The sequence below is a fragment of the uncultured Campylobacter sp. genome, assembly GCF_937997535.1.
In the GTDB taxonomy this organism is placed as follows: Bacteria; Campylobacterota; Campylobacteria; order Campylobacterales; family Campylobacteraceae; genus Campylobacter_B.
Genome location: NZ_CALKTT010000005.1, coordinates 50092 through 65628, shown reverse-complemented (window position 1 = coordinate 65628; position 15537 = coordinate 50092). Strand labels below are relative to the sequence as shown.

The 15537-nt window shown below is 46.5% G+C and carries 17 protein-coding genes, 5 tRNA genes and 1 pseudogene; 14 read left to right on the top strand and 9 right to left on the bottom strand.

Annotation, left to right across the window (positions count from 1 at the left end):
* Positions 1 to 184: pseudogene (locus Q0117_RS01025) on the bottom strand (radical SAM protein); the annotation flags it as partial.
* A 380-nt stretch (positions 185 to 564) separates the two neighbouring features.
* Here Q0117_RS01025 and Q0117_RS01020 point away from each other — a divergent pair.
* Positions 565 to 1623: a DUF3137 domain-containing protein gene (locus tag Q0117_RS01020; RefSeq protein ID WP_297921319.1), complete on the top strand. Its 1059-nt coding sequence runs from the start codon at positions 565 to 567 to the stop codon at positions 1621 to 1623.
* Between the two features lie 164 nt (positions 1624 to 1787).
* Here the strand turns inward: Q0117_RS01020 and Q0117_RS01015 are convergent, their stop codons facing one another.
* From Q0117_RS01015 to ribA, 7 genes are all read right to left on the bottom strand, one after another.
* Positions 1788 to 2456, bottom strand: coding sequence for a hypothetical protein (locus Q0117_RS01015; RefSeq protein ID WP_297921316.1), 669 nt, complete (start codon positions 2454 to 2456; stop codon positions 1788 to 1790).
* A 344-nt stretch (positions 2457 to 2800) separates the two neighbouring features.
* Positions 2801 to 3223 carry a peptidoglycan-binding protein LysM gene (lysM, locus tag Q0117_RS01010; RefSeq protein ID WP_297921313.1) on the bottom strand — a complete coding sequence of 141 codons (423 nt, stop codon included), beginning with the start codon at positions 3221 to 3223 and terminating at the stop codon, positions 2801 to 2803.
* Between the two features lie 192 nt (positions 3224 to 3415).
* A complete protein-coding gene (locus Q0117_RS01005; RefSeq protein ID WP_297921310.1) occupies positions 3416 to 4618 on the bottom strand; it encodes a chloride channel protein in 1203 nt (400 codons plus the stop codon).
* A 552-nt stretch (positions 4619 to 5170) separates the two neighbouring features.
* Positions 5171 to 5713: a hypothetical protein gene (locus Q0117_RS01000; protein WP_297921307.1), complete on the bottom strand. Its 543-nt coding sequence runs from the start codon at positions 5711 to 5713 to the stop codon at positions 5171 to 5173.
* Positions 5710 to 5916: a hypothetical protein gene (locus Q0117_RS00995; protein WP_291939433.1), complete on the bottom strand. Its 207-nt coding sequence runs from the start codon at positions 5914 to 5916 to the stop codon at positions 5710 to 5712. The genes Q0117_RS01000 and Q0117_RS00995 overlap by 4 nt, the downstream gene beginning before the upstream one ends.
* Positions 5916 to 6494: a 16S rRNA (guanine(527)-N(7))-methyltransferase RsmG gene (gene rsmG / locus Q0117_RS00990; RefSeq protein WP_297921303.1), complete on the bottom strand. Its 579-nt coding sequence runs from the start codon at positions 6492 to 6494 to the stop codon at positions 5916 to 5918. Before rsmG ends, Q0117_RS00995 begins: the two co-directional genes overlap by 1 nt.
* On the bottom strand, positions 6491 to 7051 hold the full coding sequence (gene ribA / locus Q0117_RS00985; protein ID WP_295153201.1) for a GTP cyclohydrolase II: 561 nt from the start codon (positions 7049 to 7051) through the stop codon (positions 6491 to 6493). The genes rsmG and ribA overlap by 4 nt, the downstream gene beginning before the upstream one ends.
* A 63-nt stretch (positions 7052 to 7114) precedes the next feature.
* On the opposite strand from ribA, the gene hemB reads away from it, so the two are divergent.
* The 5 genes from hemB to Q0117_RS00960 all read left to right on the top strand — a co-directional run bounded on the left by hemB (position 7115) and on the right by Q0117_RS00960 (position 12343).
* Positions 7115 to 8092, top strand: coding sequence for a porphobilinogen synthase (gene hemB, locus Q0117_RS00980; RefSeq protein ID WP_297921300.1), 978 nt, complete (start codon positions 7115 to 7117; stop codon positions 8090 to 8092).
* A gap of 156 nt (positions 8093 to 8248) precedes the next feature.
* Positions 8249 to 9172 (top strand): ornithine carbamoyltransferase, encoded by a 924-nt coding sequence (gene argF, locus Q0117_RS00975; RefSeq protein WP_297921298.1) that lies wholly within the window; start codon positions 8249 to 8251, stop codon positions 9170 to 9172.
* A 15-nt stretch (positions 9173 to 9187) separates the two neighbouring features.
* Positions 9188 to 9670, top strand: coding sequence for a DUF2603 domain-containing protein (locus Q0117_RS00970; RefSeq protein ID WP_297921296.1), 483 nt, complete (start codon positions 9188 to 9190; stop codon positions 9668 to 9670).
* Positions 9663 to 11027 carry an oxygen-independent coproporphyrinogen III oxidase gene (hemN, locus tag Q0117_RS00965; RefSeq protein WP_297921293.1) on the top strand — a complete coding sequence of 455 codons (1365 nt, stop codon included), beginning with the start codon at positions 9663 to 9665 and terminating at the stop codon, positions 11025 to 11027. The genes Q0117_RS00970 and hemN overlap by 8 nt, the downstream gene beginning before the upstream one ends.
* 11 nt (positions 11028 to 11038) lie before the next feature.
* Positions 11039 to 12343 (top strand): (Fe-S)-binding protein, encoded by a 1305-nt coding sequence (locus Q0117_RS00960; protein ID WP_297921290.1) that lies wholly within the window; start codon positions 11039 to 11041, stop codon positions 12341 to 12343.
* A 615-nt stretch (positions 12344 to 12958) separates the two neighbouring features.
* On the opposite strand, the gene Q0117_RS00955 is transcribed toward Q0117_RS00960, so the two are convergent.
* Positions 12959 to 13171: a hypothetical protein gene (locus tag Q0117_RS00955; protein WP_297882846.1), complete on the bottom strand. Its 213-nt coding sequence runs from the start codon at positions 13169 to 13171 to the stop codon at positions 12959 to 12961.
* 126 nt (positions 13172 to 13297) lie between these two features.
* Between Q0117_RS00955 and Q0117_RS00950 the strand changes: the two genes are divergently transcribed.
* The 8 genes from Q0117_RS00950 to secE all read left to right on the top strand — a co-directional run bounded on the left by Q0117_RS00950 (position 13298) and on the right by secE (position 15525).
* Positions 13298 to 13373, top strand: a tRNA-Thr gene (locus Q0117_RS00950).
* Positions 13374 to 13409: 36 nt separating this feature from the next.
* Positions 13410 to 13494, top strand: a tRNA-Tyr gene (locus Q0117_RS00945).
* Between the two features lie 12 nt (positions 13495 to 13506).
* A tRNA-Gly gene (locus tag Q0117_RS00940) sits at positions 13507 to 13583 on the top strand.
* 113 nt (positions 13584 to 13696) lie between these two features.
* Positions 13697 to 13771: transfer RNA gene (locus Q0117_RS00935), tRNA-Thr, on the top strand.
* Positions 13772 to 13827: 56 nt separating this feature from the next.
* Entirely contained in the window at positions 13828 to 15027 is a 1200-nt protein-coding gene (gene tuf / locus Q0117_RS00930) for an elongation factor Tu (RefSeq protein ID WP_040304280.1), read from the top strand.
* Positions 15028 to 15082: 55 nt separating this feature from the next.
* The gene (gene rpmG / locus Q0117_RS00925; protein WP_005872634.1) at positions 15083 to 15256 is read left to right on the top strand and encodes a 50S ribosomal protein L33; all 174 of its coding nucleotides are present in this window, start codon (positions 15083 to 15085) and stop codon (positions 15254 to 15256) included.
* 7 nt (positions 15257 to 15263) lie between these two features.
* Positions 15264 to 15339: transfer RNA gene (locus Q0117_RS00920), tRNA-Trp, on the top strand.
* Positions 15340 to 15351: 12 nt separating this feature from the next.
* Positions 15352 to 15525, top strand: a complete 174-nt coding sequence (gene secE, locus Q0117_RS00915; protein WP_005872632.1) for a preprotein translocase subunit SecE — start codon at positions 15352 to 15354, stop codon at positions 15523 to 15525.
* The last annotated feature ends 12 nt before the right edge of the window (positions 15526 to 15537 follow it).

Sequence of the window (15537 nt, the reverse complement as noted above, 5' to 3'; positions counted from 1 at the left end):
CGGTTTTCAGCTCGGCGATGACCGGGCCGATCTCACAGGGCTCGCTCATCGCGCTTACCGGCTTGCCCGCGCCCAGCTCGCAGTAGACGCAGTTGAAGTTGCACTGCTTGCGCTGCGGGCTCAGATCGATGCCGAGGCTGCGCCCGAACCTACGCGAGGCAACGGGCCCGAAAATATATCTCATTTTTGCTCCATGATTTGATTTGCGGGGTTTGCTTGCGCGCAGAATTTCGCTTTAAAACTTACTTTGCGGAATTTAATTTGCAAAATTTTAATTTGAAATTCCGCGTCATGAAATTTTGCTGAAATTTGCTTTTCAAAATTTAGCTAGGAAATTCCGCTTTGAAATTCTACGTAGCAAGTTTATACCTTGGAATTTAACTTCCGCGCGCCGCCCCGCTACGGCGGAATTTTAAGCTTAGAGTTTTGAATTTATCCTTAAATTTGGGGGGTTGTGCGAAATTCATAAAAAATTCACCTTATGTGCAGACGAGCGAGCTTTGAAATTCCAAAATTCCTAGAATTTCGCTAAAATTGCGGGCAAATTTAAAGAAGGGCGAAATTTTGACTATTTACGATTTGGAGCGTCTGCGACTGGACGCGAAAAAGCACGTGGAGCAGCTAAAGCTCATTGCCGTCACAAGCACGATCGCACTGTTTGCGGTGTTCGGCGCTATCGCGTATTTCGCGCGCAGGCAGGGCGCGCAGAGCCTTAGCGCGACGATGCTTATGTTGCTGGCGGTCGCCTCGCTCGCCGTAAGCCTTAAAGAGGTGCACTTAAACGGCTGGCAAAAGGATCTCATCGGCACGGAAAATATTTTAAAGTTCGGCGCGGTCGCGATCTCGTTTTTGATCTTCAAATACTCCGCGGCCTTGCCGCAGGCGTTGATAGGCTTGGCTGCGCTTGCGCTCGCGGTGTGGCTAGCGGCTCGGCTTTACGCGCTCGGCGTAAAAAGCATGCAAGAGATCTTTACCGGGCGATACCGCCAAAGCTATAAGCAGCACTATCTGGCGCCTTTCGTGCGCGAGCTCGGCTACGAATACGTCTCCTACGGCAGCGTGCCGTTTTGGCGCGTGGTGCAAAGCGATCTATTCGAGTTTATCGAAAATCTGCGCGGCAACGACCGCGTGGGCGGCGCGTGGCAGGGGGTGAGCTTCGAATTTAGCGACGTGAGTTTTTTTCATCAAAATTTACAGCACGAGCTTATCGGGGCGTTTTTCGTAGCGGAATTTAACAAACGCATCATCGCGCCCGTTTTCATCTATCCGCGCGAGATGCAAAATAAGCAGCACGTAGGTCTAAAGCCCGTTGCGATGGATAACGTGGAGTTTGCCGCGCGATACAAGGTGCTAAGCGATGAGCCGCAAAACGCGATGTACGTGCTAACGCCCGCATTTATGGAGCGGTTTTTGGCGGTGGGCGACGCGATGGGAGCGCAGATCTGGGCGAGCATCAGAGAGCGGCGGATCCACATTTTCGTGCACACCGGGCGCGATAATTTCGAGCCCAGCGTCTATGAAAGCGTGCTGCGCCGCGATCCCGCAAGCGAAATAAAGAGCGAAATTCTAAACTTTTTGAGTATCGTTAAAATTTTAAAACTGAATGTGAGGATTTGGGTTTAATAAAATTTGAGCGGTATTTTTGCTAAAAATTTTTAACTCTTAAAAGATAATTCGGCGCGTCTAGGTCTTTATTAAATTTTGATTTCATACGAGGCTATCTTCTAAATATTTATCGCATAGCTGCTTATCAAATTCTTACTTTACGTCCAAACCTGCTCCCTTGCTTATACAAAAATTTGCGGCCGGATTTTATCTAAATTTTTTCCCGTTTTTAATAGAAAATAGGTTTTTAGCTCCTTGTATTCCCTGCTCGTTAAAATCGAGGCATCGATAATGAAATGCTTATCGAAGATAATCAAACTGTCGCCGCTTAGCATATCCAGTCCAAGCCCTAGCCCGTTTAACAATCTAAAAATCAGTAGCGGGAGTATGCCGAGCCCAAATGCTATCGGCACTATAAATGGGGCTATCGCATAGCCCTTAAAGTAAAAAACCGCGGACATTAAAACGAAGTAGATCATAACGACGCAAAATCCAAACTTTTTTGCAGCGATCAGTGATTGAAATTCGGAAGGTCCGAAAGTTCGCTTAATGCCAATGATATTTGATAATTCTATCTTAAATAAGATCAAATCTTTCTTCGTAGAAAAATATTCTATGGAGGAATTTTTAAATTTAATATAGCAACTTCCGAGCTCTTTTGGGCGTTCATTTAGCTCTCCTGGATGTGGTGGTCTGTATGGTGCAAAATGTGAAAGAAAGTCCAAAATAAATACAATCGGCAGATATAGCTTTATCATCTCTATTACGTTGTCTTTGATGATTATCGGATATTTGTCGTAATCCCTAGTTTCGGTCTTTTTTAGCGTAGCGCTGATTTCAAATTTATCCAAATTTAGCTCTTTATAAACGGAATTTTAAAGCGTTTTATATATTCTCAAATAGGGCGGCGGCGCGCAGGCGATGCGGCAAATAATCCGCTATCCGCCGTCGTACGGCTCGCAAAACCGCGCTACGACTTAAAATCAAAACCCGTCTCACAAAATCAGGCCATAACCTTAAAGTCGCAGCTCGCAAAATTTACAGTCTGCAAATTCATGGCTAGCAAAATACATAGCTTGCCAAAATCGCGCCGCGCCGCAGGTTTATAAATCACTGCTCGCATAAACGCAGCGCAATACGTGCAAAAGTAAAATCCGCGGCTTGCAAAATCAAGCCGCAGCATTCAAAAGCGAGCTTAAGCTTTTGGAATTCTGATCTTCTGCCCTGGATAGATGAGGTTCGCGTCCTTGATAACCTCGCGGTTGGCGTCGAAAATAATCTTGTATTTGTTCGCGTCGCCGTAGAATTTCTTCGCGATTTTAGATAGGTTATCGCCCTTTACGATGGTGTAGTAGTTCTCGGCGCTATCTTCTCTAATGCCCTCGATCTGCACGTTTTTGATGCCTGCGGTGTTGCCCGCGATGAGGGCTGCTTTTTCGAGAGTTTCCTTATCGGCGTTGCCGCTGATTTTGACGGTATCGCCCTGCACCTCGACCTCTAGCCCTTCTACCGGCGTAGAGCTGAGATTGGTGGCGATCTCGTCTTTTACGTGCTTGGCGTCATCGCCTATACCTAGTAGCTTCTTGCCTGCTTCGGCTACGAATGAAAGTAAACCCATTGTTTTCTCCTTTGGTTAAAGTGGCGAAATTTTATCTTAAATTTACCAAGGATCAGCTTAGGCGCATATCCTTACGGCTCCGCCCTAGCCCAATGATGCGGTTCGGTCTATGTGCGCGACGGCAGGTTCTTGGACCATCATCGCCGCGCCCGTCTATTCAGATTTGCAGCGTATGAATTATCAGCGCCGTGACTACGCTAAATTTTTCGTCAGTAAATTTCTAGCGATCACGGCGCAGACGATGCTAAAAACGACTACTGAATACGAGTTGAGATTGAGTCCGCAAAATCCTGCGCTTAGGGCAAAGGCGCAAAGCGGCGCGTTTAGGTTGATCGCTAAAAAGGCAGCCCCTCCGCAAACGCACGCCGCGCTAAGACTTATTGGCAGAATTTCATTTATTGCCGCTCCGATGCAAAGCCCAAAAACAGTGCCCAGCGCGAAACTCGGCGTAAGCGTGCCGCCGTATCCGCCGCAGCGAAAGATCATCAAAATGCAAAATGCCTTACAAAGCAAGATCGCAAGCAAATACGGGCTAAAGGATGTGGAGTCGAAAGCAAACTGCGCTGCGGAGCGTCCGTTACCTAAAATTTCTGGTACGTATGCGCCGACCGCCGCGGTAAGCAAGAATGCAAATGGCAGTGTAAGTGCGATTTTGAGGCTTTTTATGCGCCGTTTTTCGCACAAGCGCACTCCGTCTTGAAAGTATTTCGCTGTGACTCCCGTGACAAGCCCGATTAGCGCCGCTGCGAGTAAATTCTGCGGGGTAGGGGCGAAGTTCGAAACTGCGTAATAAATTTCTTTTGAAGCTCCAAATTCCGCTGTAGCTGTAGCCACCGCGCTAGTAGCAAAGGCGCACAAAATCGCTCGAGTATCAAAGCTTTTGAGTAAAATTTCTAGGCTAAAAAGCGCGCCTGCTAACGGAACATTATATGCAGCGCCTAGTCCCGCTCCCGCGCCGCATGCGACGAATAACCGAAGCTCGCTGCTATCGATATTTAATGCGCGACAAATTTTAGCTGCGAATAGAGCGCCTAGTTCGCGCGGAGCAGCTTCACTGCCTACCGGTGCGCCCAGGGCGATGGCTGCAAGCTGCAAAACCGAGTGGATTAAATTTTGCCAAAACGGCGGATTTTGCCCATCCATCATCGAAGATACGTTTAAAAAGGGTTTTAGCCTTATCAGTAGAATTCTAATTAAAGTTACGATTGCGCCGGCTGCGAGGACGCTAAGAAAGCGCCTAAGCGCAGTGGTTTGCTCCGTGACAATGTGAAATTCCTCATCATTATGTCCGAAAGCAAAAGTTTCAATTTCGTTGATACCGAAGTTTAAGAGCCCCGCGCAAAGCCCCATTATAACGCCTATCGCAAGGATCGCTAAAAAGAATTTAGTACTCAAAATATGCCTTTTTGAAACGCATAATTATATAAAATTTTAGCTTTAAAAAATCCTTACCGCGCGTATAAAAGCAGCTAAAACGCGAGTAAAATTTAAAACAATGGCTAAGAATTTATATCATCTCTGTAGGTAAATTTTGCGCGAAATTCTATGAAGCTTAGGCAGGTTCGGAATTTTATTTACGTTAATTGCGCGAGTAAAATTTACATAGATTTTATATCGCGCGTAGAAAATTTAGTAAAATTTCGCATCGCGCGGGAGGATAAAATTTTATTTGAAATTTCTTGCCGCGAGGACAGGCGAAATTCTACGTAAAATTTAAATCTATCCGAGCTGGTAAAATTTTAAATTGAGTAAGCGAGAAAATTTTGCAGAGGACGCGTGGGATTTCGCGCAGAATTCTAATTTGCGAAAGAGGGCAAAATTCCGCGTAAGCGGATGAAATTCGCGTTAAATTCTAAGCCGCGAGGCTAAGCAAAATTATGCGCGAAATTTTAATTTGCATGAGTTATAGGAATTTTATACCCGCGAATAAATTCGTTTAGGATTTTGCTATTTTTTCCAGATATCGTCGTTTTTACCGGCTGCGGGCGCGCTTAGCTTTTTATCCAGAGCCGAAATTTTATCCGCGAGCTTTTGCGCGCCGCCGAAAATTTCATCTTTTTTCGGAAGCCCGAAGTGAAATTTAGAGCCCACGCTATCTCCAATGCTTGCAAGTAGCGATTTGGGCGCGTTTGCGATCGCGTCTTTAAAGATCGCCGCATCGATTCCGAGCTCGGCTAGGCCTTTTAATGCCCGCGCAGAGCCGATAAACATCGCAATCTTGGCGTCGAAAAGATAATCGTTTGCTAGCTTTTGCACGGCCGCGGCTGATTTTTTATCCACGACGATGAAGCGCGCGCCTGCGCCGTTTGCGAGCAAAATTTCATTTATATCGTTCGTAATAACGCTAAATTTTTTCTCCGCCTTTTGCGCGGCGGTGATGAGCCTGTCGTTAAATTTAAAGAGCAGATTGTCGTATTTGAAAACTTCGTCGCCGTTTTTGATGAGATACAGCGGCTCGTAGGGCACGAGCGCGTGGCCTAGGATGATCATTTGCCGCCCCTTAGTTTGGCTTCACAGGACTTGCAAAGGCGCTTTTTATCGCGCAGAGCAAGCTCGTCGCTGCTAAAGTACGTCCCGCACTCGTCGCACGCCAAAAGCTCGGTCGCATCGTCCTTTTTCTTTACGCGAAATCTAGGCACTATCAAAAAATATATGAGCGCCGCGATAACGGCGACGGCTAGAATTTTTCCCATTATTTCACCCCTTTGATCACTAAAAATTTTCTATTTTTCAAAGCGTTTTCGCCGCTAAAAATTTCGCAGCGCGCGCTTGCAAATTCCTTGCGGAATTCTGCTGCTTCCGCCTCTGCGCCCGAGCCTTTGTAGAGCAAAAACGTCGTGTTTTCGTCGTAAAAGCCGCGGCAAATTTCGACTAAATTTAGCGCGCTCATTAGCGCTCGCGAGCTTATCAGATCGGCGCGTAGCTTTGCGCCGTCTTGCACGCGCTCGGCGTGGATTTTTACGTTAGCTAGAGCAAGACTAACCTTCGCGTAGGTTAGAAACGCCGCTTTTTTTTGATTTGGCTCAAACAGATGCCACTCGCACAGCGGCAGCGCGAGCGCCAAAAATAGCCCGGGAAAGCCCGCTCCCGAGCCGATGTCGCATGCGATACGCGGATAGCGCGATATAAACTCCGCTCCGCTTAGGCTGTCGCGCACCACCGCGTCCAAATCGTCGTAATTCGTGAGGCTATGGACGTGGTTAAATTTTTGTAGGCAGGCTTTAAATTTAGCGACCTGCTCGTTAAATCTTTCTCCAGGCGCAAGCTTCACAGCAGATGTCCCATCTGCTCTTTTTTGACGCGCAGATAGTTTTCATTAAATTTATTAGGCGTGATGATGATCGGCACGCGCGCGACCACTTCTACTTTCAGATCGTGCAGCTTTTGCGGGTTGTTCGTAAGCAGATTTATGCGCGAAATTCCAAAATGAGCGAGTATGAAATCCACGATCTCATAGGTTCGCTCGTCCGCTTTGAAGCCTAGCTGATGGTTTGCTTCGATCGTATCGAGCCCCTGATCTTGTAGCGCGTAGGCGTTGATTTTATTAAAAAGCCCGATATTGCGCCCCTCTTGACGCAGATAGATCACCATGCCGCCGTGCTCTTCGATATATTTTAGGCTTGCTTCGAGCTGTTCGCCGCAGTCGCACTTTAGGCTGCCGATCGCATCGCCGGTAAGGCACTCCGAGTGGATCCGCACGTTTACAATGCCCTCCAAAGGCTGCTTAAATATCACTAGATGCTCTTTCTCGCCTTGCTTAAACGACTGAACGCGGAAGCTTCCGAAGCGAGAGGGGAGATTTGCGACCTCTGAAATTTTTATATCCATGCTTAAATTTACTCCGATTGTGATATTATAAATCTTACAATTCTAGCTAAAAAAGGAAAAATAATGTTTAAACGATTTAGACGGCTACGAATAAACCCCGCGCTTAGGGATCTGGTGCGACAAACCGATCTGCAAACCCGCTTTCTAATCTATCCGCTTTTCGTGGTGGAAGGAAGCGGCATCAAAAAGGAGATCGCCTCGATGCCTGGCGTATTTCAGATGAGCGTCGATGAAATTTTAAAAGAGTGCGAGGTCCTCATATCGCTTGGTTTGGATAAAATTTTACTTTTCGGAATTCCTTCGCTAAAGGACAGCATCGGCTCGGACGCGCTAAGCGAGGACGGCATCATCGCTACTTCGCTGCGCGCTATAAAGGCTAAATTTCCAAATTTGCTCGTCATCACCGATCTGTGCTTTTGCGAATACACAGACCATGGACACTGCGGCATCATCGATCATGTGCATCAGACGGTGGATAACGACGCGACGCTTGAAATTTCGGCGCAGCAGGCTTTAGTGCACGCCAAAGCGGGCGCGGATATGATCGCGCCTAGCGGCATGATGGACGGTATTATCGCAACTCTGCGAGAGACGCTCGATCGCGGCGGATTTGAAAATTTGCCGATTATGGCGTATTCGACGAAGTTTGCCAGCGGCTATTACGGGCCGTTTCGCGACGTGGCTGAGAGCGCACCGAGTTTTGGTGACCGCAGCAGCTACCAGATGGATCCAGCAAATAGATTTGAGGCGATCAACGAAAGCCTGCAAGACGAGGCGCAGGGGGCGGATATCTTGATGATAAAGCCCGCGCTTGCGTATCTGGATCTGATCAGAGATCTACGGGAGCGCACGCTGCTGCCGATCTGCGCGTATAACGTAAGCGGCGAATACTCGCTTTTGCAGGCGGGCAAAAAAGCGGGCGTGATCGATTATGAGCGCGTGATGATGGAGACGATGATAGGCATAAGGCGCGCCGGCGCGGATATGATCATCACCTATCACGCCAAAGAGATCGCGGAAATTCTAAACTCGCGCAGGTAAAATTTTAAGAATTTTGGAATTTTAAAATTTCACGGTAGCGGCGAGACTTGTTTTTGAAATTTACTTCGCGGCACGTAGCGTAAATTTAAAATTTTAAAGCCGAATAAAACGCTACGTAAGCGAAAACAGTGTAAAATTTAACCAAAAAGGAGCGATATGAGGCACTTTCTTACGTTAAACGATTTTAGCAAAGACGAGATAATCGAAATTTTAAATTTAGCCTTTGAGATTAAAAAAGAGGCTAAAGCGCGAAATTTCAAGCCATATTTGAAAGATCAAAAATTGGCGATGATATTTGAAAAAAGCTCGACCAGGACGCGCGTTAGCTTTGACGTAGGGATGAATGAGCTCGGCGGGCACGCGCTATTTTTGAGCAGTCGCGACATCCAGCTCGGGCGCGGTGAGCCGATCAAAGACACTGCGCGCGTGATTTCGCGAATGTGCGATCTAATCATGGCGCGCGTAAATCGCCATGAGACGCTCATAGAGCTTGCGGAATTTAGCCGCGTGCCGGTGATAAACGGGCTAAGCGATAAATTTCATCCCGTGCAGCTAATGGCGGATTTAATGACGATCGTGGAGCACGGCACTTCAATTTCAAAGATAAAAGCCGCGTACGTGGGCGACGGCAACAACATGGCTCACTCGTGGCTCATGCTTGCCAGCAAGCTTGGCTTTGAGCTGCGAGTAGCGACGCCCGTGGGCTACGAGGCCGATCCGCAGATACTAGCGCAGGCGCGGCAAAATGCCGAAATTTCAGGTGCCAAAATTTTAATAACGAACGATATAAAAGAAGCGGTAGCGGGTGCAAACGTCGTGACGACCGATACTTGGGTCTCGATGGGGCAAGAAGCCGAAAAGGAGCAAAGAATTCGCGATTTCGCGGGCTTTTGCGTGGATGAAAGCTTAATGGCTCTAGCCGGTAGCGGCGCGATCTTTTTGCACTGCCTGCCGGCGTACCGCGGATATGAGGTAAGCGAGGCCGTGTTTGAAGCGCACGCGGATGAAATTTTTGCAGAGGCGGAAAATCGCCTGCACGCGCAAAAGGGCGTCATGGTCTGGCTGGATCAAAAAAGATAAATTTTAGGAGAACGCATGGAAGAAAAAGATAAGGCGCTAAAAAAGATCGACAAAGCGAGCGAATTTTTCGGGCTGGATAGCTCGAAAAGGACGGTTTTTGAAATTTCACAGGGCGAGGACAACGAGAAAAAGCTCACTTTAAAAAGCGGCTCGTGGAGCGACGAGGAGCCGTGGTTCGGCATCGACGAAAATAACGAAGTGCACACGATGATCTCGATAAAATCGCTTGCAAATCTTATCGCCGCGACCAAAAACGCGATGCAGGAAAATTTTAACCTCAAGCTTGAGCGCTCGATCTTGCAGCATACGCCGGTAGATTTCGGCGACGCGTGGATCGTGTGCATGGATGAGATCAGAAGGCTAACGGGCGCAGATCCGAATGCAAAAAGATTAAGCCTAGACGTCGACGCCGTCGTCTCGCGCGTAAAAAGCCTGCATCCGAACCTTTTCATCGACATCGAAGAGCTTATCAAAACCAAGGCGGGCGGCCGTGAATAGCATAGATTTCGACGCTTACGCGAAATTTTCGCGCCCTGGGCCCCGCTATACGAGCTATCCGACCGCTTTGGAATTTAGCGAAAACTTCAGCTACGACGGGTATTTGAACGAATTGAAAAATCAGAAAAGCTCCACGCCGCTGTCGCTTTACTTTCACATGCCGTTTTGCCGCTCCGCCTGTTATTTTTGCGGCTGCAACGTAATCTACACGGGCAAGCGCGACAAGATGGATCGGTATTTGGACTATATCGAGCGCGAAATGCAAATTTTAAGCGGCGTCGTGGACGGCTCACGCCAGGTCGTGCAGATGCACTTCGGCGGCGGCACGCCTACATATTTTAGCGCCGAACAGCTCGCGCGCCACATAAAAAATATCAAAAAATATTTTACAAATTTTAGCTCTGAAGCCGAGATCAGCTGTGAGATCGATCCGCGATTTTTAAACGCCGAGCAGCTTGACGTGCTCGTTTCAAACGGCTTTAACCGCATCAGCTACGGCGTGCAGGACTTCGATCCGCAGGTGCAAAAGGAGATCCACCGCATCCAGCCTTTCGAGCTTACGAGGGACGTCATAGCTATGGCGCGCGCGAGGGGGATAAAATCGATAAATATGGATCTGATCTACGGCCTTCCGTATCAGAGTCTAGCTAGCTTTAAGCGCACGCTGGAGCTTGCGCTTTCGCTTGATCCGGACCGCTTTGCGATCTTTAACTACGCGCATGTGCCGTGGATCAAAAAATCTATGCGTAAATTTGACGAGACGACACTACCAGAACCCAAAGTAAAGCTTGAAATTTTAAAATTTACCCATGATTTTTTGAGCGCGAACGGATATGAGATGATCGGCATGGATCACTACTCAAAGCCCGCGGACGAGCTTCACGCTGCGCTTAAAAACGGCTCGTTGCACCGTAATTTTCAGGGCTACACGACCAAGGGCGGCGCCGATCTGATCGGCATCGGGCTAACTAGCATCGGCGAAGGCGTGCGACACTATGCGCAAAATTTCAAAGATATGGACGCGTATGAAGCCGCGATTGATACGGGCAGGCTGCCGTATTGCAGGGGCATTTTGCTAAATGAAGAGGATCTGCTGCGCAAAGAGGTGATTATGGGGCTGATGAGTAATTTCTGCGTCGATATAGAGGCGATCGAGGAGAAATTTAAGATAAAATTTTTCGAGCATTTTGGTGCTAGCCTAAAACAGCTTGAGGCGCTAAAGGATTTCGTGCAAGTCTCGCCGCATAGAATTTCGGTAACGCCTACCGGCACGCTTTTGATCCGTAATATCGCGATGTGTTTTGATGAGTATATGGGTAAAAATTTGGGCGAAAAGCGCTTTTCAAAAACCGTTTAAGCGGCGCGGCTATGAGTAGGGCAAAGCTTGGAGCGTTCGATTTTGCGGCACTTAGCGAGCGTTGCGTAAAATGTGGTAAATGCATCCAAGTCTGCACGGTTTATGGCATTAACGGCGATGAAGTAACGAGCCCGCGCGGATTTGTGGATCTTTTGGGCGCTTACGGCAGGAATGAGCTAAAGCTTGATAAAAACGCTAAGAAAATTTTTGAGAGCTGCTTTTTATGCACCAACTGCGTAGATATTTGCGGCGAGTCTTTGCCCATAGATACGGCAATCGAGAATGTTCGCGCGCGCATTGCGGAAAAATTTGGCATCGCGTGGTACAAAAAAGCTGCGTTTTGGCTGCTCGGGCACCGCAAAGCGCTGGATCTAGCAGCAGCGCTTGGATACGTGTTTCTTAGCTGTGGCTTTAAGATGCGAAAAGATACGCAAAGCTCTATGTCGCCTAGATTTGACTTGCCACTACTTAAAAAAGAGCGCTTGTTGCCTGCTCCTGCGAAAAAGAGCTTTATGAACTCGCACGCAGAATTTATCGACAACGGCGGCGAAAAAACTATCGGAATTTTTATAGGCTGCATGGCAAACTACGCTTACACGGGCGTAGGCGAGGCGATTTTACATATTGCGCGAGCGCTAAAGCTAAACGTAAATTTGATGAAGGAACAAGCCTGTTGCGGCGCTCCTGCGTATTTTACGGGAGATTTTGCAGCGGTTGAACGCGCGGCAAAATTTAATATAGCATATTTCGAAAAAGCTCTGCCTGCTCTTGATGCGATTATAGTGCCCGAGGCTACATGCTCTGCAATGCTACGGGTGGATTACGCGCATTTTTTTGAAAATGAGCCGCAATGGAAAGCCCGTGCGCAAAAGCTTGCGAGTAAAATTTTTATGGCGAGCGAATACTTTTATAAATTTACAAACTTAAGTGATCTTTTGATGCGCCGCGGCAAAAGGGCTTTAGTGATTACCTATCACGATCCGTGCCATGCCCGCAAAATGCAGGGTATTTGGAAAGAACCGCGCGGCTTGCTCGCTCAAAACTACGAAATAATCGAGATGGATGAACTTAATAAATGCTGCGGATTTGGCGGTGTGACGATGCAGACCGAGCGTTACGAGCTCGCGCGTGAAACAGGATTAGCTAAGGCGCGCGCAATGGCAGATCTGCCTGTGCGCGTAGTCTCTGCCGAGTGCAGCGCGTGCAGGATGCAGCTAAATAATTCGCTTTTTTTAAGCAGCTCGCAGACGAGGTGCGTAAATCCGTTGGAGCTCATCGCTGAGGCGCTTATGGGCGAGGAAAATTCCAATGGATAAATTTTGCGTTTTAGAAGCTCCTGCATTTCGCCTGCTTTTACTCAATTCAAATCCTGGGACAAAATTCCGTGCTTTTGAAATTTTGGTTTTTAAAAATTATGATTAAATTTTATCGTTAGCTTGTAGAGGTTGCGGTCTGCGCTTTTGAGCTTTCTGATATATCAGCCTGAAATGGCGTGCGGTGGAACCCATAGGCTTTGCTGCTGCGGCGGGGTTGAGTAATATGATTTTAAATACTAAAATTTTGTGGTTTAGAATTTTGTTGAGGGATTTGCGCAAAATTTTAAGAAGTTGAATTGTAAGATGGATTTTAGCAGGAATTCTAATTTTAGGTGGTATTATTTGAAATTCTATGGAATTTGCGGCTAATGGCTGGAATTTTGATTTATTAATTCGCGTGGATTTGCTTAGCGTTGCAGGATTAAAGCGCGAATTTTAAATTTCGTAAAATTTAAGAATTAGTTACGTATGAGCTTCTTGCACTTCGCGGTTTCGACGTTGCGGCAAAATTTCTTTCAAAAATGCCAAAATATGCATAAAATATACTCACAATTTTCAGCACGAGATATTTGGCAAAAAGGCTAAGCTAGCGAGATCATGGATTTAAATTTAATTTTATTCTTGCTCTTTTGCGTCATCTTCAGAGTCCAGCTTTGCTTCTTCGATCAAAAGCCTGTTGGCTTCGGTAGCCTTTTTTATCTCGCTTAAGTTTTCTTCTATCTTATTTAGGCGCTTTTCAAGGGTATTTAGACGCTTTTCGGAGCGGGAGATAAAATAATAAATCAAATAAATCATAAAAACTATTATGATCCAAGGTACGATTTTCATATAAAATTCCTTAAAATTTAAAATTGCGCGCATTATAGCAGAAATTTTATGAAATTTTAAAATAGGCTGTTTTAGCCTTGACAATTGGGGATTTTTCGGTTATAATTGCCACTTCAATTTCAAAATGCTGGTGTAGCTCAGCTGGTAGAGCTACTGCCTTGTAAGCAGTGGGTCGGCGGTTCGATCCCGTCCACCAGCTCCATTTTTTGTAACAGTGTTTGACCAGATTTCATCAAAGGGTGAGATACTCAAGTGGCCAACGAGGGCAGACTGTAAATCTGCTGGCTTTGCCTTCCGTGGTTCGAATCCACGTCTCACCACCATGAATTTTTGATGCGGGATTAGCTCAGTTGGCTAGAGCATCAGCCTTCCAAGCTGAGGGTCGCGGGTTCGAGCCCCGTTTCCCGCTCCACCATTTAGGTTTACTGGGAGCTGTAAAACTTAACTGCTTTTATATGCTTACATAATCTAAATTTTGGTCGCATTGTTGGGTATTGGTAGCGATTTCTCTTTGCCTGAGTTTAGGCTCATATGGCTCAGAGGTAGAGCACTTCCTTGGTAAGGAAGAGGTCGCGGGTTCAAGTCCCGCTATGAGCTCCATAAAATAGAGTCGCTTAGTTTGTTGTGTAATCCACAAATCAATAACGGAGGATATGATGGCTAAAGAAAAATTTAATCGTAACAAGCCACACGTAAACATTGGTACCATCGGTCACGTTGACCATGGTAAGACTACTTTGACAGCTGCTATTTCTGCTGTTCTTTCCAGGAAAGGTCTAGCTGAGCTAAAGGACTACGACAATATCGATAACGCTCCAGAGGAAAAAGAGCGCGGTATTACTATCGCTACGTCTCACATCGAATATGAGACCGAGAAACGTCACTATGCTCACGTTGACTGCCCTGGCCACGCCGACTACGTAAAAAATATGATTACCGGTGCGGCTCAGATGGACGGCGCTATTTTAGTTGTCTCTGCTGCAGATGGTCCTATGCCTCAAACTCGCGAGCACATCTTGCTTTCTCGCCAAGTAGGCGTTCCTTATATCGTAGTTTTTCTAAACAAAACCGATATGGTCGATGATCCGGATCTTTTAGAGCTAGTCGAAGAGGAAGTTAGAGATCTTTTAAAAGAGTATAAATTCCCTGGCGACGAGACCCCAATCATTAAGGGCTCTGCTCTTAAGGCTCTTGAGGAAGCTAAGGCTGGACAAGACGGCGAATGGTCTGCAAAGATTATGGAGCTTATGGACGCAGTTGATAGCTATATCCCAACCCCTGTTCGCGATACTGATAAAGATTTCCTTCTTCCGATCGAAGATATTTTCTCGATCTCCGGTCGCGGTACCGTTGTAACCGGTAGAATCGAAAAAGGTATCGTTAAAGTTGGTGATACTATCGAGATCGTAGGTATTAAACCTACTCAAACTACTACCGTCACTGGCGTTGAGATGTTTAGAAAAGAGATGGATCAAGGTGAAGCCGGCGATAACGTAGGTGTTTTATTGCGCGGTACTAAGAAAGAGGAAGTAGAGCGCGGTATGGTTTTATGTAAACCAAAATCTATCACTCCTCATACTAAATTTGAGGGCGAGGTTTATATCTTAACTAAAGAAGAGGGCGGACGCCATACTCCATTCTTTAATAATTATAGACCGCAGTTTTACGTTCGTACGACAGATGTTACCGGTTCGATTACCCTTCCTGAGGGAACGGAGATGGTAATGCCTGGCGATAACGTTAAAATCACCGTTGAGCTAATTGCTCCGATCGCTCTTGAGCAAGGTACTCGCTTCGCGATTCGCGAAGGCGGTCATACCGTAGGTTCAGGCGTCGTTTCGAAAATCATCGCTTAATTTTTTGCAAGCGGAATTTTAAAATTCCGCTTGCTTTTTTATTCAAGGAAACCAAATGGCAAAGAATTCAAGTAGAGTAAAGGTCGGATTAAAATGCTCCGAAAGTGGCGATATTAACTATACTACTTATAAAAATAGCAAAACTACGACCGAAAAACTAGAACTTAAAAAATATTGCCCTAGATTAAAAAAGCACACGCTTCATAAAGAAGTCAAGTTAAAAGGCTAATTGTTATAGGGCAATAGCTCCAACGGTAGAGCGCCGGATTCCAAATCCGATGGTTGGGGGTTCGAATCCCTCTTGCCCTGCCACGAGGATTGGGTATGGAAAAAGTAAAAGAGTATTATAAACAAGCAAAAGTAGAGTTAGATAAGGTAATTTTCCCGACTAAAGATCAGACTAAAACAGCATATATCTCTGTAGTAGTCGTAGTCGTAGTTATCGCACTGTTTTTAGCGCTAGTGGATCTTATTATGTCCGCTTTGATAACTGCTTAAGTAAGGATCGTA

Excerpts from the sequence above, each read along its gene's own strand:
- ribA (WP_295153201.1), bottom strand. The coding sequence starts at position 7,051 with ATGGATATAAAAATTTCAGAGGTCGCAAATCTCCCCTCTCGCTTCGGA.
- secE (WP_005872632.1), top strand. The coding sequence starts at position 15,352 with ATGGAAAAAGTAAAAGAGTATTATAAACAAGCAAAAGTAGAGTTAGAT.
- rpmG (WP_005872634.1), top strand. The coding sequence starts at position 15,083 with ATGGCAAAGAATTCAAGTAGAGTAAAGGTCGGATTAAAATGCTCCGAA.
- Q0117_RS01000 (WP_297921307.1), bottom strand. The coding sequence starts at position 5,713 with ATGATCATCCTAGGCCACGCGCTCGTGCCCTACGAGCCGCTGTATCTC.
- Q0117_RS00970 (WP_297921296.1), top strand. The coding sequence starts at position 9,188 with ATGGAAGAAAAAGATAAGGCGCTAAAAAAGATCGACAAAGCGAGCGAA.
- Q0117_RS00955 (WP_297882846.1), bottom strand. The coding sequence starts at position 13,171 with ATGAAAATCGTACCTTGGATCATAATAGTTTTTATGATTTATTTGATT.
- lysM (WP_297921313.1), bottom strand. The coding sequence starts at position 3,223 with ATGGGTTTACTTTCATTCGTAGCCGAAGCAGGCAAGAAGCTACTAGGT.
- hemB (WP_297921300.1), top strand. The coding sequence starts at position 7,115 with ATGTTTAAACGATTTAGACGGCTACGAATAAACCCCGCGCTTAGGGAT.
- Q0117_RS00960 (WP_297921290.1), top strand. The coding sequence starts at position 11,039 with ATGAGTAGGGCAAAGCTTGGAGCGTTCGATTTTGCGGCACTTAGCGAG.
- Q0117_RS00995 (WP_291939433.1), bottom strand. The coding sequence starts at position 5,916 with ATGGGAAAAATTCTAGCCGTCGCCGTTATCGCGGCGCTCATATATTTT.
- argF (WP_297921298.1), top strand. The coding sequence starts at position 8,249 with ATGAGGCACTTTCTTACGTTAAACGATTTTAGCAAAGACGAGATAATC.
- tuf (WP_040304280.1), top strand. The coding sequence starts at position 13,828 with ATGGCTAAAGAAAAATTTAATCGTAACAAGCCACACGTAAACATTGGT.